Origin of the sequence: Cupriavidus neocaledonicus, from assembly GCF_000372525.1 — a bacterium.
Taxonomy (GTDB): domain Bacteria; phylum Pseudomonadota; class Gammaproteobacteria; order Burkholderiales; family Burkholderiaceae; genus Cupriavidus; species Cupriavidus neocaledonicus.
The window spans coordinates 17,761-37,618 of sequence record NZ_AQUR01000104.1 but is presented as its reverse complement, the minus strand read 5'-3'; the positions used below and the strand labels follow the sequence as shown (position 1 = coordinate 37,618).

Here is a 19,858-nt window from a genome sequence, read left to right as displayed (position 1 = left end):
GAGATCTGCATGTCACCTTTTACGCCCGAACAATTTGCTGCGGCGCAGAAGTCCAACGTGAGCCATTTGTTCGCGCTGACGAACACGGCGTTTGAAGGTTTCCAGAAGCTGACCGAGCTGAACCTGCAGGCCCTCAGGACCACGCTCGCCGAAGGCCAGGTCAATGTCGAAGCGGTACTGGCCGGCAAGGACCTGCGCGAAGTGTTTGCGGCCCAGGGCAACCTGGCCCAGCCGGCTGCCGAGAAGGCGGTGGCGTATGCCCGCCATGTCTACGAAATCGCCTCGAGCACCCAGGCGGAGCTGAGCAAGGCCGTCGAGGCCCAGTACGAACAGCACAACCGCAATGTCCAGGCTTTCGTCGACACCTTCGTGAAGAACGCGCCGGCCGGTTCGGAAGCGCTGACCGCGTTGCTGCAGTCGGGCGTTGCCGCGGCCAACAGCACCTATCAGTCGTTCCAGGACGCCGCCAGGCAGACCGCAGAAGTCGCCAAGGCCAACTTTGCCAAGACCGCCGCGGCCGCGTCGGCCACGGCCGCGAACGCGACTCCCCGCGCCGCCAAGGCGTAGCGGCACGGCGCTGCCCGGCAGCACCGGGCGGCGCGCTCAACAAAGATCGCCGGGCTGCAGGCCGGGAACCTCGCGTTCCCTGGCCCGCGGCACCGCGACATCGAATTTTCCCGCCCCATCCATGCGCACCGGGACCGGCACCATCCGGCCCGGCATGGCCGCGCTTTGCCTGCGCGACGGTGGCGGGGACTTGCTCGGGGACTACCGGGGGAATGTCCCTTCCTGCCAGGCAGGGGTCTTTCAACTCACGACAACGACGCAATCAGCATGACGAAGAGAATCGCATTGGTAACAGGTGGCATGGGTGGACTCGGCGAAGCCATCAGCATCCGGCTGCACGACGCCGGCCATGCCGTGGTGGTGACGCATTCGCCCGGCAATGCCAACGCCGGGGAGTGGCTGGCCACGATGGCGGCGAGCGGCCGCGAGATGCGCGCCTACGAGGTCGACGTATCCGACTATGAGGCCTGCCAGGCCTGCGCCGCGCGCATCCTCGCCGACGTCGGCCACGTCGACATCCTGGTGAACAATGCCGGCATTACGCGCGACATGGCGTTCAAAAAGATGGACAAGCCGAACTGGGATGCGGTGATGCGGACCAACCTCGATTCGGTGTTCAACCTGACCAAGCCGCTGTGCGAAGGCATGGTCGAGCGCGGCTGGGGCCGCATCATCAATATCTCGTCGGTGAACGGCTCCAAGGGCGCGTTCGGCCAGACCAACTATGCCGCGGCCAAGGCCGGCATGCACGGCTTCACCAAGTCGCTGGCGCTGGAAGTGGCGCGCAAGGGCGTGACCGTCAACACGGTCTCGCCGGGCTACCTGGCGACCAAGATGGTCAACGCCGTACCCCGGGAGATCATGGAGACCAAGATCCTGCCGCAGATCCCGGTGGGCCGCGTCGGCAAGCCGGAGGAAGTCGCCGCGCTGGTTGCCTACCTGTGCTCCGAGGACGCGGCCTATGTGACCGGCTCCAATATCGCCATCAACGGCGGGCAGCACATGCAGTAAGGCGGTCGGGGCCGGGACCCCGGCTCCGCTGGGCGCTCCCGCAAACTCCACGCCGCAAAGTACGGCGGCCAGGCGGCCGCTGGCCCGCGTTGCATTCCGCCGCAAGCCGGATTCTTGTCCATACTGAAGCTTGACCGGCGGGGCGCCACACCTGCGCCGCGAACCAACGCATGGGGAGGGGAATCGTGTTCAAGCACATCTTGCTGGCCACCGATGGCTCGGAACTATCAAGGAAGGCGATGGAGGCGGCGATCGGTTTTGTCAAGACCGATGGCGCCAGGCTCACCGCCTATACCTGCATGGAAGAGTATCCCTACCTGGCATCGGGCGACGCCGGCCATCCCAGGCGCAAGGCCTTCGAAGAGCAGGAAGCCGAACGGGCGCGGGCGCGGCTGGAAGAGGTGGTCGCCGCGGCCAGGGCGGCGGGCGTGCCATGCGCCACCGACATGACGGCAACGGTTCCCTACAAGGGCATCATCGACGCCGCGGCAAGGCACGATTGTGACGTGATCTTCATGGCGTCGCACGGCCGCAGGGGCCTGGACGCCTTGCTGGTCGGCAGTGAAACGCAGAAGGTGCTGACCCACTGCCGGGTGCCCGTGCTGGTCTACCGCTGAAGGCGCGGGCGTTGGCGTGGGCGCGCAGGTCCGCGCTGCGGCCTGCCGCCGGACTCCATTGCAGGGAGGTGCTGCCATGGCGGACATCGAGCAGGAAAAGGTAGTCGGCGTCCTCAATCGGATCCTCGAGGCCGAGCTCGCCGGCGTGGTGCGCTATACGCACTATTCGTTCCTGATCTTCGGCTTCGGGCGCATCCCGATCGTGTCGTGGCTGCGCGAGCAGGCCAACGAGTCGCTGCTGCATGCGCAGCAGGCCGGCGAATGGATCACCACCCTCGGCGCCTATCCCTCGCTCGGCATCGGCGAACTGCTGGACGCGCATACCCAGGATATCGGCGCGATCCTGCGCGAGTCGCTGGCCACCGAGCAGCAGGCGCTGGCGTTGTACCGGGAACTGCTCAGCCTGGTGGAGGGCCGCTCGGTCGCGCTGGAAGAGTATGCGCGCCAGCTGATCCAGCTCGAGGAGCTGCACGCTGGCGAGGTCGAGAAGATGCTGCGCAAGCCCGGCGCGCCCATGATTCCCGATCCTGCCAGACGCGCCGACCAGGCATAAGGCCGGCATCCGTGGCCTTGCGGCCTGTTGCGGGCCCGCTCACTTGCTGCCGTCGCGCGCATCCCCGCCGATCGCGTCGACGATGATCATGGTGCGGTCCAGCACGCCGCGCTCGTCGAAATACGCGCTGAAGTGCGCCGGCTGATACGCGCCAGCGTAGAGCCGGTACGACCACGCCTCGCGTTTCATCATCGGGTAGTACTCGACCGGCTCGCGCGGCAGGCCGAAGTGCTCGGCCACGTCCTGCTTGGTCCACACGCCCGGGCGGGCGGCGTAGATTTCCTTTTCGGTCAGCATCTGGCGGAAGCCGGTCAGCTTGCCGCTGGCGTCGAAGTCGGCGGCATACACCTCGAAGCCGAGCGGCTGCTTGGAATAGATCCAGCGGCTGGTGCCATTGGCGAGCGGATAGGTTTCGGAAGGCGCGCCGAAGGTATCGCGCACGGCGCTCTGCGGGCTGCCGAGCATCTTCTGCGCGGTCTGCACGGGCTGCAGGGTCGCGCAGGCGCACAGCAGGGTTGCCGCGATGGCGGCCAGCCAGACGGACAGGCGAGGGCGCATGGGGATCTCCGGTAAGGGCAGCGGACGGGAATGCGTTCAGCATAGCGCAACGCCTGCGGGCGCGCGCTTGCCGCTGCCGGGGTCCCGGCCATTACCAGCCAAAGCGGTAATCCTTTGCCGGATGCAGCCGCCAGGTGCCATCGCCGGGAAGTTCCAGCACCTGGTGGTGGTACTTCAGCAGCGTGGGCCGGTGGCTGACGCTGACCAGGGTGGCCTGCAAGCCGGCCAGCAACTGGTACAGGGCCTCTTCGTTGCTGATGTCGAGGGCGCTGGTGGCTTCGTCCAGCATCACATAGCGCGGCCTGGCCAGCAGCACGCGCGCGATGGTCAGGCGCTGCTGCTCGCCCAGCGACAGCACCTTGCTCCAGTCCACTTCGGTGTCCAGGCCGCCGAAGCGGCCGGCGATGTCGCGCAGGTTGACGGTATCCAGCAATTGCAGCAGCTCGCCATCGGCGACCTGCCGCCCGACATGGTTGGGATAGAGCAGCTGGCTGCGCAGGCTGCCGACCACCATGTACGGGTGCTGCGGCAGGAACAGCATGTCGTGCGGCGACGGCCGCGCGATGCGGCCGCTGCCGCTGTCCCACAGTCCCGCGATCGCGCGCATCAGCGAACTCTTGCCGCCGCCGCTGGCGCCGACGATCAGCAGGCCCTCGCCCGGGTTGATCGACACGCTCAGGTCGGTGACCAGGGTGCGCTCCTGGTTGGGCGTCTGCAGCGTGACGTGCTCCAGCGCAAGCCCCGCATCCTGGCGGGACTCGATGGTGCTGGCCGCGCGCGGCGCGCTGGCCTTCTTGCCGGTCAGGGTGCTGGAGAACGTGTCCAGGCGGTCGAGCCCGGCCACGAACCGGCTCAGGTCTTCAAAGTTGTCGACGATCACCGTGAGCGCATTCAGCACGGCGGCAAAGGCGCCCGCGGCGCGGATCGCGCTGCCGACCTCGAGCTCGCCGTCCAGCACGCGCGCGGCCACGATGGCGCTGGGCAGCAGGATGGTCAGGAAGCCATAGCCATACTGGAACATGTTCAGCCCGAGCTGCCACCGGATGAGCCGCTCGAAGTTCTGGAACGCCTTGCCGAAGCGCCCGCGCACGTGGGAAGACTCCTGCGGCTCGCCGCGGTAGAACGCGATCGACTCGGCGTTCTCGCGCACGCGGATCAGGCTGAAGCGGAAATCGGCCTCGCGCTTGAGCTGGTAGAAGTTCAGGCCGATCAGCACGCGCCCGAAACAGGCGATCGAGACGAAGGTGCCGGCGATGGCGTACACCACCAGGAAATAGACCAGCTCCCTGGAAATCAGCCACAGCACCGCGCTGAACGCGACCAGCTGCAGCAGCGCGCCGATGCCGATCGACAGGAAGAACAGCGACTGCCGCGTAAAGGTGTTGATGTCCTCGGAGATGCGCTGGTCGGGGTTGTCGATGCCGGCATCCGCATTCAGCTTGTAGAAAATGCGGTTCTTGAAATACCCGTCCAGGTAATGATGGGTCATCCAGCGCCGCCAGTGCAGGCCCAGCTTGTTGCGGATGTAGTAATAGACCGCGTAGACGGGAATGGCGACGATCAGGATATACAGGCAGGTGCGGATCGAGGCCCAGAAGCGGTCGGCGTCGCGCGCCGCCAGCGCCGAGGTGAATTCGCCGGTCTGCTCGTTGATCAGCACCTCGGCCTGGGTCTGGCCCAGCAGCAGCAGGACCAGCACCACCAGCAGCCCGGCGGCCTTCCATCGTTCCTGCGAGACCCAGTAGGGTTTGGCGATCACCCAAAAGCGGGTCCAGACGTGCCGGGTCGACGTGGCGGGGCGTTGGCCGGGGGCCGGAGTGCGGTCGGCCACCTGCGGCTCGGGCACGGCGCTCATGATCCACCTCCGGGGCGAGCGGATTTCATTATCGTCACATGGCGGCACCGGTCCGATCGCGAACAGGCGCGGCGGCGGAAAATGACTATTGAAATATAGCCAGCAAAATCGATGCCCGGCGCTTTTGGTCGCGCCCCGGGCATGTACGCCGGGACAACTGCCGTGGCTTGACGCGCTGTCAGAAGCTGATTTCAATCCGGGGTGACCGTTTCCCTGTACAGGCCGCCCCCGATGGACCGCTTCGACGCGCTGCAACTCTTCACCCGGATCGTGGAACTGGGCTCTTTCACCCGTGCCGCCAGCGCGCTGGACATGCCGCGCGCCACGGCCACGCATGCGATCAAGGAGCTCGAGGCCCGCGTCGGTGCCCGGCTGCTGGAGCGCACCACGCGGCAAGTGCGCCCGACGCTGGACGGGCAAGCCTTCTATGAGCGCGGCAAACAGGTGCTGCAGGCACTGGAAGACGCCGAAACCTCGCTCAGCACGCAGGTGGCCGACCCGCGCGGCACGCTGCGGCTGGACCTGCATGGCACCCATGCCACGCGTATCATCCTGCCGCGCATCGGCGAGTTCCGCGCGCGCTACCCGCATATCGACCTGGTCATCAGCAGCGGCGACCGCCTGGTCGACCTGATCGGGGAGGGCATCGATTGCGTGGTGCGCGCCGGGCGCCCGCGCGATTCCTCGCTGGTGGCCAGGCGCCTGGCGGAGCTGCCCGAGGTGCTGTGCGCCAGCCCCGCATACCTGGCGGCGCACGGCACGCCGCGGCATCCGTCGGAGCTGGCCGGGCACGTCGGCGTGGGCTTCTTTTCGCGCAACCATGACAGCCGCTATCCGTTCACGCTGACCGTCGATGGCGAGGTGCGCGCGTTCAGGGCCAGCGGCTGGATTTCGGTCAGCGATGCCGAGTGCTATACCAGTGCGGCGCTGGCCGGCTGCGGCCTGATCCAGGTGCCGCGCTTCCGCGTCGAAGAGCATTTGCGCGCGGGGCGGCTGGTGCCGGTGCTGTCAGCCTGGCCATGCCCGGACCTGCCGGTGTCGGCGCTGTACCCGTTCCACCGCCAGCTGGCGCCGCGCGTGCGGGTGTTTGTCGACTGGGTGGCGGGAATCTACGCGGAACGGTTCGGGCCGCCGCGGGCCGCCGCCTGAGCCATCGGCCGGGGATCCCGGCCCACGCATGGTGGAAACCCGGGCGTGTCCCCGGCCTGAACACTCACTAAGATGAAAGACCCGCCGCCGGTGCGGCGCACAACGATAACGCGGAGACTTCATCTATGGATCGTCGACAGTTCCTGGGCACCGCGGCACTCGCGGTGGCGGCCGGCGTGACGCCGCACGCGCTGGCCCAGCAATGGCCCGCGCGCGCCATCCGGCTGGTGGTGGCCTATCCGCCGGGGGGCGGCACCGATGTGGTGGCACGCCTGTTCGCCGACTACCTCGCGCGCGTGACCGGGCAGCCGGTGGTGGTGGAGAACAAGCCCGGCGGTGCCACCATTCCCGCCACGCAGGACGTGATCCGCGCCAAAAATGACGGCCAGACCCTGCTGGTGACGCTGGGCTCGTCGGCTACTTCGGGCGCGCATATCAACCGCGTGCCCTACGATCCCTTGACCGACCTCACCGCGCTGGCCGAACTCGGCCGCGCGCCGGTGCTGCTGGCCGCCAACAAGGACGCACCGTACAACACGCTGAAGGAACTGGTCGCCTATGCCAAGGCGAATCCGGGCAAGCCGATCCACTCGGCCTCGTACGGTCCGGGCACGTCGTCGCACTTCGGCCCGCTGCTGTTCAACCGGCTCGCCGGCACCAATCTGGAACCGGTGCTGTACAAGGGGTCGGCACCGGCCACGCAGGACCTGGTGGGCGGCGTGGTGCCGCTGATGATCGATGGCCTGACCACCGGCGTGCCGCTGTACCAGGCGGGCAAGACCAAGGTGCTGGCCACCACCATCCCGGAGCGCTCCGAGCTTGCCCCCGGCGCGCCCACGTTCCGCGAGCTGGGCTACCCCGAGATGGAGCAGCTGAGCGGCTATTTCGCGCTGTTTGGCCCCAAGGCGATGCCGCGCGAGACCGTGGAGGCGGTCTCCGCGGCGGTGCGCAAGGTGCTGGCCGATCCCGCCTACCAGAAGCGGCTGGCGGGCGTGGGCGTGCTGCCGCCGCAGGCGGTCACGCCCGATGCGTTCGCCGCGCAGATCCGTGCCGACCACGCGCGCTGGGGGCAGTTCATCAAGGACATCGGCTTCAAGATCGAGGGCAGTTGAGCCCCCGGCGCTTCACGCGTCCTCTTGCTGGCTGGCCTTTGCCCGGGCACGCGCCGGCGCTTTTTTTGCCGGCCTGGCCTGGTTGAACGCGATCGCGGCGCGGACCAGGGCCTTGAGCGCTTGAGCGTCGATCTTGTCGCCCTCGGCCAGGTCGATCGCGCGCCATTTGTTGCCGCCCAGGCCGGCGTTGAAGAGATGGTCCGGGTCGGGCAGGCTGGCGCCGTTGGTAAAGGTAATCTTCACCTTGGCCTTGTGGGCGTTGGCGACGGCGATGATGCCGTCGCGCGACCATACCGGGCTGCCCATCCATTTCCATTCCTCGACGATGCCGCGGTCGGCGGCGAGGATGGCCTTGCGCAGGCGGGCCAGGGTCTGGCCGCGCCAGTCGGCCAGGCCCGCGATCAGCTGGTCGATCTGTTCGGATGGATGCATCGATGCTCGTTCCTCAAGGTTCTGGCTGACCGACTTATCATAGCCGCTCGGTAAGGCCTCGCCGCCGGCCGTCAACCACGGGAGTTCAGCCATGGCCAACAGCACGTCCAGGACCCCGCCAGGGGGTGCGCGCAAGCCCGCGCAGAAGGCCGCCGCCCGGCCCGCCACCGGCAAGCCGGTGCTGCTGGCGGGCGGCAATCCGCAGATTCCGAAAGGCGACGGCGATGCGCCGGTGCAAGCCTACATTGCGGCGATGCCGGGCTGGAAGCAGGACGCGGGGCGGCGCCTGGACGCGCTGATCGAGCGCAACGTGCCCGATGTGAGCAAGGCGGTGCGCTGGAATTCGCCGTTCTATGGCCGGGCGGGGCAGGGCTGGTTTCTCAGCTTCCATTGCATGACCCGCTACATCAAGGTGGCGTTTTTCCGCGGCATGGCGCTGGATCCGGTGCCGCCGGTCGAATCCCGGGACAAGGACACGCGCTATTTCCATCTCCACGAAGGCGAGCACTTTGACGAGGCGCTGCTGGCGCACTGGATCCGGCAGGCCGCGGCGCTGCCGGGGTGGAAGCCTTAGCCAGGCGCCGCGCGGCCCGCGGGTGCGAAGCGCTTCCCCCGAACGGGGCGTTCCATCGCGGCGGAATTCGCCTACCCTCGCAAGCTTCATCGGCCGGCGGCCAGTTGCCGCACGGCTGCGTCTTCACGATCGCACCCGCGACGGGCGCGCATCCTGTCGGAGATTGCATGAAGGTAGATCCGCTCCGTGACTGGCAATACGCAGAGACCGTGCTGAACGCACGCACGCCGCAGGAAGTGGCACGGGTGGCGCTGCGCGCGGCCCGGGCCATGGGCTTCAACCACCATGCCTACGTCATGAAGCAGCCCGCGCTTGGTCCGCAGGACGACAACGACTTCGTCTGCTTCCACGATTTCTCGGCGGACTGGGCGCGGGCGCGCTACGAGCCGCTGCGCGCGAAGCGGCACGAGGATGGCGACGCGCGCGTGGCGCACGTGCGCGCGGGCATGCCGGCGACGTCGTGGAATGCGCTGGGCGAAGTCGACCACACGCGCCGCGATATCGGGCAGAGCGCGCGCAAGCTGCTGCGCAGCGCGGGCGAGCACGGGCTCAGCGCGGGCCTGACCATTCCGCTTTGGACGCCGGGGATCGACTGGGCCTTCATGACGCTGACCACCGATGCCACCTCGGACCTGCGCGCGCTGCGCACCACGCTGGCGCCGATGAGCTACTTTGCGCATTGCCTGCATTCCGCGCTGCGGCGGCTGCAGGGCGAGGCCGCGCGCCCGGCGCTGAGCCGGCGCCAGCGCGAGATCCTGCACTGGGCGGCGATCGGCAAGACTACGTGGGAGATCTCCACCATCCTCGGCATCAGCGAAAGCACCGTCTACTTCCACCTGAACGTTGCCGCGGACAAGCTCAATACGCGCGGGCGCCAGGCCACCTGCGCGCGCGCGGTAGCGCTGGGGCTGCTTTCCATCTGAGACCGGCGCGGCGCTGACCGGGCGGCCTGCCGTTAACGCGGACGAGCCCCGGGGCAATACCTCTCCGCGGGGCCCGGGCCATCAGCGTGACAACCGCGCGTCAGTTGGCCGGCGTGTAGTAGCGGCCGGCGATACGGGTGCCGGCGTCGCTCCACTGGTTCCAGACCAGCGCCGCATTGCCCTTCTCGTTCACCGCCAGCGCGGGAATCGCGGCGGTGTCGCCGTAGCTCTCGCCCGGCGCAGCGGTGCCCCAGCCGGTGCCGGCCACATAGCGGTTGGTCCACAGGTCGGCCACGCCGCTGCCCTCGGGCGCCTGGGTCCAGGCGACAAAGCCGTTGCCGGCGCCGTCCAGGCCAACCGCCGGCAGGCTCGGCGTGCGCGTGCTGGCATTGAGCAGCACGGTCGCGGTGCCCCAGTCGCCGTTGGCCGGGGCCACGCTGGCCACCAGCGTGTTGTCGTTGCGGCCCCAGGCCACCATGGCGTCGCCGCGCGCATTGACCGACAGCCGGGCCTTGCTGATGAAGGCTTCGGCCACCGGCGGCGCCACCGCCACCGGGCTCTGCCAGGCCGAGGTAAAGCGCCGCGCGTACAGCGTGCTGGCCACGGTGCCGTTGGCGACATCGGATTGCCCCCATACCAGCGTGGCATTGCCGCTGCCGTCCATGGCGATGGCGGGATAGCCGAGCGAGCGGTCGATGCTGTCGTCGCGCACCAGCTCGCTCGGTGCGTCCCAGCTGCCGCCGCTGAAGCGGCTGGTCCAGATGCCGTTGCTGGCGAGGTCGGTCAGTTCCCACACGGCAATCGCCTCGCCCGAAGCGGCCACGGCAAGCTGCGGGCGCAGGTTCTGGATGCTGGCGTCATTGGGCGTCGCGAACGTCGATTCCGTGCCCCAGCCGCTGCCAGCGGTGTAGCGGTTCGCGACGATCTTGAAGGGGCCGAACTGGCCGTCGCGCTGGCTCCACACCGCGATCGCGTTGCCACTGGTGTCCATGCCGACCTGCGGCTGCCCGGCCAGCCCGGCGCCGGTCTCGATGCGCGCCAGCGTGCCCCAGCCGGTGGCCGGGTCGAAGGGCCGGGCCCAGATGTCGTAGGCGCCCGCGCTGGTCAGCTGCGCCCACACCACCATGGCGCGGCCGCTGGCGCGGTCCATCGCGATCTGCGGGCCGTCGGTGGCGCCGGCGGCGTCGTTTTCCAGCGCCACCGGCGCGCTCCAGCCGGAACCTGGCACGTAGCGGCTGGCCAGCACGCTTTCGTTGGCGGTGCCCTCATCAAGCTGCATCCAGACCGCGATGGCATTGCCCGCGGCATCGATGGCGACGTTGACCTGGCCCGCGCCGGCCTCGGTGAAGGGCGCCGGATCGGTCCAGCCCGCCGGCGTGGGGGTACCGGGATTGCCGGGCGTGCCTGGGTTGCCGGGTGTTCCCGGCGTTCCGGGGGTGCCCGGGGTGCCAGGGTTGCCGGAGTTGGGTTGCGGTGTCGTGCTGTTATCGTCCCCGCCGCACGCGGACAGCGCCGCGCAAATCGCCATCAGCAAAATCGTCTTACGCATTGAGTCTTCCCTTTCGGATTTTGTTCTTCAACGATCAATTCGCGGCCGGGGCCGGCATGGCGGCGCCGTGGAGGCGCAGCGGACGCGGCGCCTGGGGCTGGCGCGAATTGCCACGGGCGAGAATAGGGAAAGGCGGGCAGGGCGGCGCGCCCACCCTGTGGGATTCCACAGGGTGGCCACAACGCGCGGCGGCGCGCGCTCATGCCGGGCCGGGCTTCTGGCCTATATTGAAGTCCTGCGGCACGGGCACCGGCGTCGCCGGACCGGCCGCGGCCGGAAGGAGCGCGCCATGAAGATCGCCAGCATCGAAGCCATCGCCCTGCGCATTCCGTTCACGGTCGGCGGCGTGCCGGCCGCGGGTGTCTGGGGCGGGGCCGGCATGCAGGCCGCCGACTCGCTGCTGCTCAAGGTGAGCACCGATGACGGCCTGGTCGGCTGGGGCGAAACCTTCGGCTTCGTCGGCGTTCCGGCGGCCAGGGCGGCAATCGAGCAGATGCTGGCGCCGGCCTGCATCGGCCGTGACGCGAGCCAGATCAATGAGATCGGCCTCGACCTGCAGCGCAGCTTCCATGTGTTCGGGCGCAGCGGGCCTTTGTTCTACGGGCTTTCGGCGCTCGATATCGCGCTGTGGGACCTGTGCGGCAAGGCGGCCGGGCTGCCCGTTTACCGCCTGCTAGGCGGAGCGCGGCGCGGGCAGCTGCCGGCCTACGCCAGCCTGATCCGCTATGCCGACGCCGAAGCGATCGCGGTCAACGTCAGGCGCGCCATCGCCGACGGCTACCGCAGCCTGAAGCTGCACGAAGTCGACCTCGCCGTGATCCGGACCGCGCGCGCGGCCGCTGGCCCGGATATCGAAATCACGCTGGATACGAACTGCCCGTGGACGCTGCACCAGGCCATCGACATGGCCCGCGCCCTGCAGCCGTTGTCGCTGCGGTGGCTGGAAGAGCCGCTGTGGCCGCCCGAGAACTACGCCGGACTGGCGGCGCTGCGCCGGCGCTGCGCGATTCCGCTTGCCACCGGTGAGAATGCCACCACGCTGATGGAATTCGAGCACCTGCTGCGCATCGGCGCCGTCGATGTGGTGCAGCCCAGCCCGGCCAAGATGGGCGGCATCAGCGCCCTGCGCGATGTCTTTGCCCTCGCCAGGGCGCACAACGCGCAGGTGATGGTCCATACCTTCTACGACGGCCCCGGGCTGCTGGCCGCCATGCATGCCACCGCGGCGCTGGGCGACGCCGATGCCATGATCGAATGGCGGTACTTCGACATGGCCGCACAGGTGCTTGGCAATGCCGTGGTGCCGCGCGACGGCATGATCGCGCTACCCGCCGGGCCGGGCCTGGGCCTCGACCCGGATCCCGAAGTGATCCGTCGCTACCGCATCGGCTGACACCGGCGTTCAGAAGTCGACCTTCTCTCCCGGCTGCGGCACGATCACGCTGGTGGCGGCACCAGCGCCCAGCGCCGCCCTGAATTCTTCCGGCGTGCCGCTCGCTTGCGGCGAGGCCTGGTAGTGGATCGGGATCGCGAAGCGGGGCCGGATCAGGTCGCGCACGGCGATCGCGGCCTCCCGCGGCCCCATGGTGGTATACCCGCCAATCGGGATCAGCACCAGATCCGGCTTGTAGATCTCGCTGATCAGGCGCATGTCGCCGAACAGCCCGGTATCGCCCAGGTGCCAGATGCGGAAGCCGTTCTCCAGTTCGATGATGTAGCCCACCGGCTCGCCGCCGTAGTGGGTTTCGTCCTTGCCGGTGGCCGGATTCTTCAGCGCCAGTTCCGACGAGTGTTCCGCATGCACCGCCGTGATCCTCGGCCCCGCGGGGCCGAACGGCATCACCGTGCCGCTCTTGCCGAAGCGCTGCACCTGCGTCTCCGGCACCAGGCCCAGGCTGACCAGCGCCCGGCCCAGGCCGCCGCCGTTGTATACCGGAGCGTTGGTCAGCCGGGCCAGGGCGGGGGTATCGCCGAGGTGGTCGTTGTGGGCATGCGTGACCAGGATCAGGTCGACCTTGCCGAGCGCGGGCAACTGCCTGAAACCGGGCGGGGTTTTCGGGTTGTTGGTCAGCCACGGGTCGATCACGATGACCTTGCCGCCCGGCGTGGTGATGCGCGTGGCGGACTGGCCCAGCCACAGCACTTCGGCCTTGCCCGCGGTGGGCTGGCCGGTCGCAACCGGACGCGGCGCGTCCGCCCGCGGCGTCGGCGCGGCACAGGCGCCGAGCAAGGAAGAGAGGGCGGCGAGGGCGCAGAGCGTGGTGAGGGCGGCGAGACGCTTCGCAAGGTGTCCGGGCATGTCGTGCCTCCGCAAGGGATCGATGCCGTATCGATACGCAACGCAACCCGGACCGCTAGCGCACAAACATGCCCAGGCCTTCGTGGTCATAGAACTCCAGCCACACGCGGTCGCTGAAAAACGCGGCCTGCGAGATCGTGCCCGGCATGGCGTTTTCATTGTCGAGCGTGAAGGTGAAGGTATCGCCGTCCCAGTGGTTCAGCGGCAGCACCAGCGGCGTTGCGCCCAGCGTCATTACCAGCCCGCCGCCCTGGTCCGCGACCTGCAGCGGACCGTAGTAGTCGTTGCGGTAGGTGCCGGTGTAGGCCGACAGCGCGCGCGCGGGCAGCGGATTGGCCGGGCGCGGCTGCCCCACCAGCCGGCCTTCCGGCTCCAGCAGCGGTGCCAGCGCATCGCCGTAGATCTTGCCCCAGTCGCGGCGGATGGCGCCGTATTGCGCCAGGTCGAAGAACTGGGCGCTCAGGATTTCCGGCACGCCGATGGGCTGCGCGTTGGTCAGCGTGACGATCGCCAGGTCGAGTTCCGGCACCGCCATGAAGCTGGTGGCGGCGCCCAGCGCGAAGGCGCCGGAGTGGTTGAGCGAAGTCAGGCCCAGTTCGGTCGTGCCGACGTTGAAGCCATAGCCATAGTAGCCGGCGGGGCGTCCGTTGGCCGGCGGGTTGCTCTGCATCTGCGGGCTCAGCGCCGGCGCCAGCGCGGCGGCGTCGACCACCCGCTGCCCACCGGACTCGCCTTTGGCGAGCAGCATTGCCAGCCATTTGGCCATGTCGTTGACCGACGCACTGACGCCGCCCGCAGGCGATTGCGCATCGGGCATGCGCACCGTCCCCTGCACCCAGTTGCCGTTGACGCGGACGTGGCCGACCGCGCGGTTGTCGCGCGCGGCATAGTCGGCAAAACGCGAGCTGGTGCGCGTCATGCCCAGCGGTTGGTACAGCGCCTGTTCCGACAGCGTGGCCCAGTCGGTGCCGGCGGCGACGGCAACCGCTTCGGCGGCGGCGGTCATGCCGAAGTTTGTGTACGCGTAGACCGCGCGCAACGGATGCAGCGGCAGGAAGCGCAGGCGCGTCAGCACTTGCTGGCGGTCGTAGCCCATGTCCTCGAGACGGTCGCCGGCGTGGTCCGGCAGGCCGGAGCGGTGGGCGTAGAGATCGCCGATGGTGACGGCCGCCGACACCTCGGCATCGGCCAGCGTGAACCAGGGCAGGTGCGTGCGCACCGGCGTATCCCAGCCGATGCCGCCGCGCCCGACCTGGCGCGCCACCACGGTGGCGCCGATGGACTTCGACACCGAGGCCAGCTGGAACACGGTGTCGGCATCGACCGGCGCGGGGTCGGTCACCAGCCGCCGGCCGAAGCCCTTGGCGTAAACGGTCTGGTTGCCGCGCACCACCGCGACCGCCATGCCGGGCACGCGCGAGCTGGCCATCAGGTCCGCGACCAGCTGGTCGAGCTGGGCAATGGCCCGGGTGATCTGCGCCGGCGGCACCGGCTCGGGCGGCGTGGGCTTGGGCGGCGTGGGCTTGGGCGGTTCGTCGTCGTCGCCGCCGCACGCCGGCAGCGCCGGGACCAGCAGGCCGCCCAGCGCGGCTCCCAGGAAACGGCGACGCTCTTGCAGTTTGCCCACGGCAGTTCTCCGTTGTGAGGCGGAACAGGCGTGGCCGGGCCGCGGCCTGTGGATGGAACTACTGTATGCGATCGATAGCCCGGCGGTGAAGGAGAGAGAGAAAGGTTTCGACGCTGCAAAAGCAAAAGGCCCGCACTTTCGTGCGGGCCTTTGCCTGAAACTCTGGTGCCCAGGAGAGGACTCGGTCACGAAAGCGCGACCCCGGCTGCGCTTGCAAGCGCAACCCTTCTCGTCCTCGCGAAAAGCGCTCAAGCGCTTTTCTTCCTGGGCGAAAATGAAAAAGGATCTGCTTGCGCAGATCCTCTTTAAATTTTTGGTGCCCAGGAGAGGACTCGGTCACGCATGCGCGACCCCGGCTGCGCTTGCAAGCGCAGCCCTTCTCGTCCTCGCGAAAAGCGCTCAAGCGCTTTTCTTCCTGGGCGGAAATGAAAAAGGATCTGCTTGCGCAGATCCTTTTTTAAACTTTTGGTGCCCAGGAGAGGACTCGAACCTCCACAGTGTTGCCACCGCTAGGACCTGAACCTAGTGCGTCTACCAATTCCGCCACCTGGGCAGGTGGTGAGCCGCGAATTCTACCGAAGGCGGCGGAATTTGCAAGCCCTTGCGCGGGCGCCGTGCAAAAAAACTTTGACGACCGCGCTCAGCAGCGGTCGCGGCGCCCGTCGGCAATCAGAACGACGGCACCATCGCGCCCTTGAACTGCGCCTTCATGAACTGTCGCACGTCTTCCGACTGGTACGCGGCCACCAGCTTCTTGACCCACGGCTTGTCCTTGTCCTGGGTGCGCACCACGATGATGTTGGCGTACGGGCTGTGGATGTTTTCCAGCGCGATCGCGTCCCTGGTCGGCTGCAGGCCGGCGGCGAGCGCATAGTTGGTGTTGATCACGGCGGCGCCGACATCGGGCAGCGCGCGCGCCAGCTGGGCCGCGTCAAGCTCCACGATCTTCAGCTTCTTGGGGTTCTCGGCCACGTCCAGCGGCGTGGCATTGGAACCGTTGGTGCCGGCGCCGGCCTTCAGCTTGATCACGCCTTGCGCCTGCAGCAACAGCAGCGCGCGGTTTTCATTGGAGGGGTCGTTGGGCACCGCCACCTTGGCGCCTTGCGGCAGGTCCTTGGGCGACTTCAGGTTCTTCGAGTAAATGCCCAGCGGCGAGATATAGGTGTAGCCCACGCTCTGCATCTTGTAGCCGCGCTGCTTCACCTGGCTGTCCAGGTACGGCTGGTGCTGGAAGCTGTTGGCGTCCAGGTCGCCGGCGTCGAGCGCGGCGTTGGGCTGCACGTAGTCGTTGAACTCGACGACCTTCACGTTAAGGCCATTGCGCTTGGCCACCTTCTGGACCACTTGCCAGACTTCGGCGTCCGGTCCGCTGACCGTGCCGACACGGATGGTCTGTTCCTGGGCCGAGGCACTGCCGGCGGCGATAAAACCCACGGCGGACACTGCTGCCGCCAGACGCTTGATGAAAGACGTGCGCATAGGAGTGGTGAAGATCTTGTTGTGGTGTGGCGAGTGAGAGGCAATCGCAGGGCAGGGATCGCCTGTCCGGAGCGAGGGCACAGATTAACGCAATTGCGTCAGGATGGCGCGGCGCGGACGATTCTGGCGTCTATTTCTTTTTCATAAGCTTATGAAGCCAGGTGGGGACCGACTGCCGGCATTAAATGCCCCACGCCGCGGCTCAGTCCGCAAACACTTCGCGCAAGGTCCGCAAGGTCTCGGCCACGGTGCGGTCGCTCAGGCCGCCCGCGCGCTTTACCAGCCGGGACTTGTCGACGGTGCGCAGCTGGTCCAGCAGGATCAGGCCGGTCTTGCGCTGGAAGGTCACCGGGATGCGAAACGGTGCCGGCCGGCTGCCGGTGGTCATCGGCGCCACCGTTACCGTGCGCAGGTAGTCGTGCATCTCGGGCGGCGACAGGATGACACAGGGGCGTGTCTTCTCGATCTCGCTGCCGACGGCGGGGTCGAGCGCGACCAGCCAGACGTCGCCGCGCGCTACCATTTCAGCTCCGCGTCGTCGGCGTTGGGCAGCTCGCCCAGCACCAGGGTATCGTCGCCGGCCGCGGCAATCTGCCGGCTGGCTTCGGCCCAGCCTTGCCGCGGTGCCTGCCGGGGCCGGCGCAGCACCAGCGTGTCGTTCACGATTTCCATTTCCACTTCATTCTCCAGACCCAGCTGTGCCAGGATTGCCTTGGGGATCAGGACGCCTTGCGAGTTGCCCATCTTGCGGATCGTTGCCTTCATGTCTTGTTGCTCATGGTGTGGCCAGTACTGGCGTCAGCACAATGTTATTACACCACCGGCATCAAGGAAACAGGCAGGCACGACACTGCATGGAAATGTGACATCCCGGCGCAGCTGGCAACAGGCGAATTGTCCGAAAACGCCCGCGCCATGCGGAGCCGCCGGCTCAGCCGGCGGCCGTCCCGTACCCCTGGCCCTTCCATTCGATAAAACACAGCCCGTGCCCGAACGGGTCCGACAGCGTGGCCTGCCGGCCCCAGGCAAATTCCTGCGGCCAGTCCTCGATCTCGGCGCCGGCCTCGAGCGCGCGTTCGATGGCCTGCTCCAGGTCGGCGACGGCGAAATCGAGGTGAACCGGGGTCCAGTGGCGGCGATAGTCGCGCCGGGTCGCGGCGCGCGTGGTCGGGCGCGTGCCCGCGGGCTTGGTGAGCAGGTAGATCGGGGCATTGCCGCCCAGCATTTCGGCGACGATGCCGTCGAACAGCTTGCGGCCCAGCCGCAGTCCCAGCCCTTGCGCGTAGAAATCGATGCCGCGCGCCAGGTCGTCGACATCGATATTGATCAGCAACTCCATCACCCCTCCTGCAGCGTTCCGTGTGAAAGCGGCCGCATTGTGCGCCGGCCCTCCTGACAGCTGCTGTCAGGAGTGATGTTTCGGCCGGGTGCGGCGTGGGTGCGGGAAGGACTCCAGCCGGCGCGAGCCTGGCCGATATGAGTGGGAAGGCCGGAGCCGGCCCGGACCATGTTGCAGTGCGCAGACAAAAAGGTCTCGCGAATACGCGGAGACTTCATAATATCGACTTATCGCAAATGGGAGAGTGAAGTTGCGTTTTGAGCACTTGGTGGAGATCAATGATCCGGGCAACCCGCAGCTGGAACCGCTGACGGCCGAGCAGGTGTGGCAGGGCCTGGTACTGCGCGCCGAATCTCCCGAGCTTTTCGTGCTGGGCCTGGACCGCGCCGAAGTGGTGGGGCGGGGCGACAACTGGCTCGACCGCGTGCTGCATTTCGGCGAGGCCTCGATCGAGGATCACGTGGTCTACGAGCCGCGCCGGCTGGTGCGCTATGAAACCGCGGCCACGGCCGAGCATGCCGGCGGCACGCTGACCATGGCGATCGAGACGCCCGGGCCGGGCGCGTTGCTGCTGCGCTTTATCTACGACACCACCATGCCGGCCGTCGATGCCAGCGGCGACGACCGCTACGCCGAGATCGTCAAGTCCGCCTACCACGCGGCCGACATCGACACCGTCCGCAAGATCCGCGAGATCGCCGACACCGGGCGGCTGGGGTGAGCGAGGGCCCCGCCACGCCGGACGGTTCCGGCCAGCGGTCGGATCTGCCGACCCGGCAGTCGCTGCGCGCGCGCTATGGCGAGCGGCTGCGCTGGCTGGTGCTGGCGACGCTGATGCTGGGCACGATCTCGTCGATCGTGTCGTCCACCATCGTCAATGTGGCCATTCCCGACCTGAGCCGGCATTTCGTGCTGGGACAGGAGCGCGCGCAATGGGTCGCGGCCAGCTTCATGGTCGCGATGACGCTGTCGATGCTGCTGACCCCCTGGCTGCTGAACCGCTACGGGCTGCGGCGCACCTTCCTGGGCGCGTCGCTGCTGCTGGGCGCGGGCGGCCTGCTGGGCGGTTTCTCGCCCACCTACGGCGTGATGATCGCGATGCGCGTGGCCGAGGGCATCGCCGCGGGCATCATGCAGCCGCTGCCCAATATCCTGATCCTGCGCGTCTTCGAGGAGCGCGAGCAGGGCAAGGCGATCAGCATGTTCGGCTTCGGCGTGGTGCTGGCGCCGGCGCTGGGGCCCAGCCTGGGCGGCTTCCTGGTCGAGGCCTTCGGCTGGCGCTCGATCTTCTTCGTGGTGGTGCCGCTGACGCTGCTTGCGGTGCTGATGGCGCGCCGCTTCATGGCGGTGGACTCGATCATGATGGGCGAGCGCCAGCCGCTCGACTGGCGCGGTCTGGGCCTGGCCGGCATTGCCACGGTCAGCCTGCTCAACGGCGTGGTCGAGCTGCGCGAGAGCATCGCCGCGGGCCTGGCGCTGTCGGGCTTCGGCGTGCTGATGCTGGCGGCGTTCGTGATGTGGCAGCTGCGCGCGGCGTACCCGCTGATGAATATGCGGCTGTACAGCTACCGTCAGTTCGCGGCCGGGGCGGTGGTGGCCTTCATCTATGGCGCGGGCCTGTTCGGCTCGACCTACCTGTTGCCGGTCTATATGCAGATGGCGCTGGAATACACGCCGTCGCGCGCCGGCCTGGTGCTGTTCCCGGCGGGCGTGATGCTGGCGCTGACGATTGCGGTGGCGGGGCGTTTCACGCACCGGATCGCGCCGCATGTCCAGGTGTCGTTCGGGCTGGCGCTGCTGTCGTTGTCGTTCCTGCTGCTGGCACTGGGCTCGCGCGCGACGCCTTACCTGGTGCTGGTGGCGCTGGCGGTGCTGGGACGGATCGGCCTGGGCTGCATCCTGCCTTCGCTGACGCTGGGCGCGATGCGGGGCGTGGACTTCACGCTGATCGCGCAGGGTTCCAGCTGCATCAACTTCCTGCGGCAACTGGGCGGCGCCATCGGCGTGAGCCTGGCGGGGGTGGGGCTGCAGTGGCGCCTGGCCGAGCATGGCGCACTGCTGGGCCAGGCCGGCGACAGCGCGCTCCAGGCGGCGCGCATCCGCGCCTTCGATGAAACCTTCCTTGCGGTCGGCGTGGTGATCGCCAGCGCCATGCTGGCGGCCTGGCGCATCCGGCCGCGTCCGGCGCCGGCGGCCTGAAGCCCCTGCGCCGGC

21 protein-coding genes and 1 tRNA gene are annotated in these 19,858 nt (G+C 68.2%); 11 read left to right on the top strand and 11 right to left on the bottom strand.

The window, feature by feature from the left end:
- Positions 1 to 9 precede the first annotated feature (9 nt).
- The 4 genes from phaP3 to A3AG_RS0122780 all read left to right on the top strand — a co-directional run bounded on the left by phaP3 (position 10) and on the right by A3AG_RS0122780 (position 2,748).
- Positions 10 to 567 carry a TIGR01841 family phasin PhaP3 gene (phaP3, locus tag A3AG_RS0122795; RefSeq protein WP_018007654.1) on the top strand — a complete coding sequence of 186 codons (558 nt, stop codon included), beginning with the start codon at positions 10 to 12 and terminating at the stop codon, positions 565 to 567.
- A gap of 267 nt (positions 568 to 834) precedes the next feature.
- Positions 835 to 1,578, top strand: coding sequence for an acetoacetyl-CoA reductase (gene phbB, locus A3AG_RS0122790; protein ID WP_018007653.1), 744 nt, complete (start codon positions 835 to 837; stop codon positions 1,576 to 1,578).
- Between the two features lie 185 nt (positions 1,579 to 1,763).
- Complete coding sequence (locus A3AG_RS0122785) at positions 1,764 to 2,195, top strand: universal stress protein (RefSeq protein WP_018007652.1); 432 nt, start codon at positions 1,764 to 1,766, stop codon at positions 2,193 to 2,195.
- Positions 2,196 to 2,271: 76 nt separating this feature from the next.
- Positions 2,272 to 2,748: a ferritin-like domain-containing protein gene (locus tag A3AG_RS0122780; protein WP_018007651.1), complete on the top strand. Its 477-nt coding sequence runs from the start codon at positions 2,272 to 2,274 to the stop codon at positions 2,746 to 2,748.
- 39 nt (positions 2,749 to 2,787) lie between these two features.
- On the opposite strand, the gene A3AG_RS0122775 is transcribed toward A3AG_RS0122780, so the two are convergent.
- Both A3AG_RS0122775 and A3AG_RS0122770 read right to left on the bottom strand, forming a co-directional pair.
- Positions 2,788 to 3,306 carry a hypothetical protein gene (locus tag A3AG_RS0122775; RefSeq protein ID WP_018007650.1) on the bottom strand — a complete coding sequence of 173 codons (519 nt, stop codon included), beginning with the start codon at positions 3,304 to 3,306 and terminating at the stop codon, positions 2,788 to 2,790.
- A 91-nt stretch (positions 3,307 to 3,397) separates the two neighbouring features.
- Positions 3,398 to 5,161, bottom strand: a complete 1,764-nt coding sequence (locus tag A3AG_RS0122770; RefSeq protein ID WP_018007649.1) for an ABC transporter ATP-binding protein/permease — start codon at positions 5,159 to 5,161, stop codon at positions 3,398 to 3,400.
- Between the two features lie 231 nt (positions 5,162 to 5,392).
- Here A3AG_RS0122770 and A3AG_RS0122765 point away from each other — a divergent pair, with 231 nt between their 5' ends.
- Entirely contained in the window at positions 5,393 to 6,310 is a 918-nt protein-coding gene (locus A3AG_RS0122765) for a LysR family transcriptional regulator (RefSeq protein WP_018007648.1), read from the top strand.
- 125 nt (positions 6,311 to 6,435) lie between these two features.
- Positions 6,436 to 7,422 carry a Bug family tripartite tricarboxylate transporter substrate binding protein gene (locus A3AG_RS0122760; RefSeq protein WP_018007647.1) on the top strand — a complete coding sequence of 329 codons (987 nt, stop codon included), beginning with the start codon at positions 6,436 to 6,438 and terminating at the stop codon, positions 7,420 to 7,422.
- Between the two features lie 12 nt (positions 7,423 to 7,434).
- On the opposite strand, the gene A3AG_RS0122755 is transcribed toward A3AG_RS0122760, so the two are convergent.
- Positions 7,435 to 7,854 (bottom strand): DUF1801 domain-containing protein, encoded by a 420-nt coding sequence (locus A3AG_RS0122755; protein WP_018007646.1) that lies wholly within the window; start codon positions 7,852 to 7,854, stop codon positions 7,435 to 7,437.
- Positions 7,855 to 7,945: 91 nt separating this feature from the next.
- Here A3AG_RS0122755 and A3AG_RS0122750 point away from each other — a divergent pair, with 91 nt between their 5' ends.
- Positions 7,946 to 8,428, top strand: coding sequence for a DUF1801 domain-containing protein (locus tag A3AG_RS0122750; RefSeq protein WP_018007645.1), 483 nt, complete (start codon positions 7,946 to 7,948; stop codon positions 8,426 to 8,428).
- A 167-nt stretch (positions 8,429 to 8,595) separates the two neighbouring features.
- A complete protein-coding gene (locus tag A3AG_RS34615; RefSeq protein WP_018007644.1) occupies positions 8,596 to 9,351 on the top strand; it encodes a helix-turn-helix transcriptional regulator in 756 nt (251 codons plus the stop codon).
- 100 nt (positions 9,352 to 9,451) lie between these two features.
- Here A3AG_RS34615 and A3AG_RS0122740 read toward each other — a convergent pair whose 3' ends face one another.
- Complete coding sequence (locus A3AG_RS0122740) at positions 9,452 to 10,900, bottom strand: hypothetical protein (RefSeq protein WP_145987504.1); 1,449 nt, start codon at positions 10,898 to 10,900, stop codon at positions 9,452 to 9,454.
- A 289-nt stretch (positions 10,901 to 11,189) separates the two neighbouring features.
- Here A3AG_RS0122740 and A3AG_RS0122735 point away from each other — a divergent pair, with 289 nt between their 5' ends.
- Positions 11,190 to 12,293, top strand: a complete 1,104-nt coding sequence (locus A3AG_RS0122735) for a mandelate racemase/muconate lactonizing enzyme family protein (RefSeq protein WP_018007642.1) — start codon at positions 11,190 to 11,192, stop codon at positions 12,291 to 12,293.
- Between the two features lie 9 nt (positions 12,294 to 12,302).
- Here the strand turns inward: A3AG_RS0122735 and A3AG_RS0122730 are convergent, their stop codons facing one another.
- The 7 genes from A3AG_RS0122730 to A3AG_RS0122700 form a co-directional block, all read right to left on the bottom strand.
- Positions 12,303 to 13,199, bottom strand: a complete 897-nt coding sequence (locus A3AG_RS0122730; protein WP_026164413.1) for a metal-dependent hydrolase — start codon at positions 13,197 to 13,199, stop codon at positions 12,303 to 12,305.
- A 55-nt stretch (positions 13,200 to 13,254) separates the two neighbouring features.
- A complete protein-coding gene (locus A3AG_RS0122725) occupies positions 13,255 to 14,826 on the bottom strand; it encodes a serine hydrolase (protein WP_018007640.1) in 1,572 nt (523 codons plus the stop codon).
- A 466-nt stretch (positions 14,827 to 15,292) separates the two neighbouring features.
- Positions 15,293 to 15,379 (bottom strand) — tRNA-Leu (locus A3AG_RS0122720).
- Between the two features lie 116 nt (positions 15,380 to 15,495).
- Positions 15,496 to 16,305, bottom strand: coding sequence for a MetQ/NlpA family ABC transporter substrate-binding protein (locus tag A3AG_RS0122715; RefSeq protein WP_018007639.1), 810 nt, complete (start codon positions 16,303 to 16,305; stop codon positions 15,496 to 15,498).
- 202 nt (positions 16,306 to 16,507) lie between these two features.
- A complete protein-coding gene (locus A3AG_RS0122710) occupies positions 16,508 to 16,828 on the bottom strand; it encodes a type II toxin-antitoxin system PemK/MazF family toxin (protein ID WP_018007638.1) in 321 nt (106 codons plus the stop codon).
- The gene (locus A3AG_RS0122705) at positions 16,822 to 17,070 is read right to left on the bottom strand and encodes an AbrB/MazE/SpoVT family DNA-binding domain-containing protein (protein WP_018007637.1); all 249 of its coding nucleotides are present in this window, start codon (positions 17,068 to 17,070) and stop codon (positions 16,822 to 16,824) included. Before A3AG_RS0122705 ends, A3AG_RS0122710 begins: the two co-directional genes overlap by 7 nt.
- A gap of 166 nt (positions 17,071 to 17,236) precedes the next feature.
- Positions 17,237 to 17,644 (bottom strand): VOC family protein, encoded by a 408-nt coding sequence (locus A3AG_RS0122700; protein ID WP_018007636.1) that lies wholly within the window; start codon positions 17,642 to 17,644, stop codon positions 17,237 to 17,239.
- A gap of 250 nt (positions 17,645 to 17,894) precedes the next feature.
- On the opposite strand from A3AG_RS0122700, the gene A3AG_RS0122695 reads away from it, so the two are divergent.
- Both A3AG_RS0122695 and A3AG_RS0122690 read left to right on the top strand, forming a co-directional pair.
- Positions 17,895 to 18,365, top strand: coding sequence for an SRPBCC family protein (locus tag A3AG_RS0122695; RefSeq protein ID WP_026164412.1), 471 nt, complete (start codon positions 17,895 to 17,897; stop codon positions 18,363 to 18,365).
- Positions 18,362 to 19,843, top strand: coding sequence for a DHA2 family efflux MFS transporter permease subunit (locus tag A3AG_RS0122690; protein ID WP_018007634.1), 1,482 nt, complete (start codon positions 18,362 to 18,364; stop codon positions 19,841 to 19,843). Before A3AG_RS0122695 ends, A3AG_RS0122690 begins: the two co-directional genes overlap by 4 nt.
- The last annotated feature ends 15 nt before the right edge of the window (positions 19,844 to 19,858 follow it).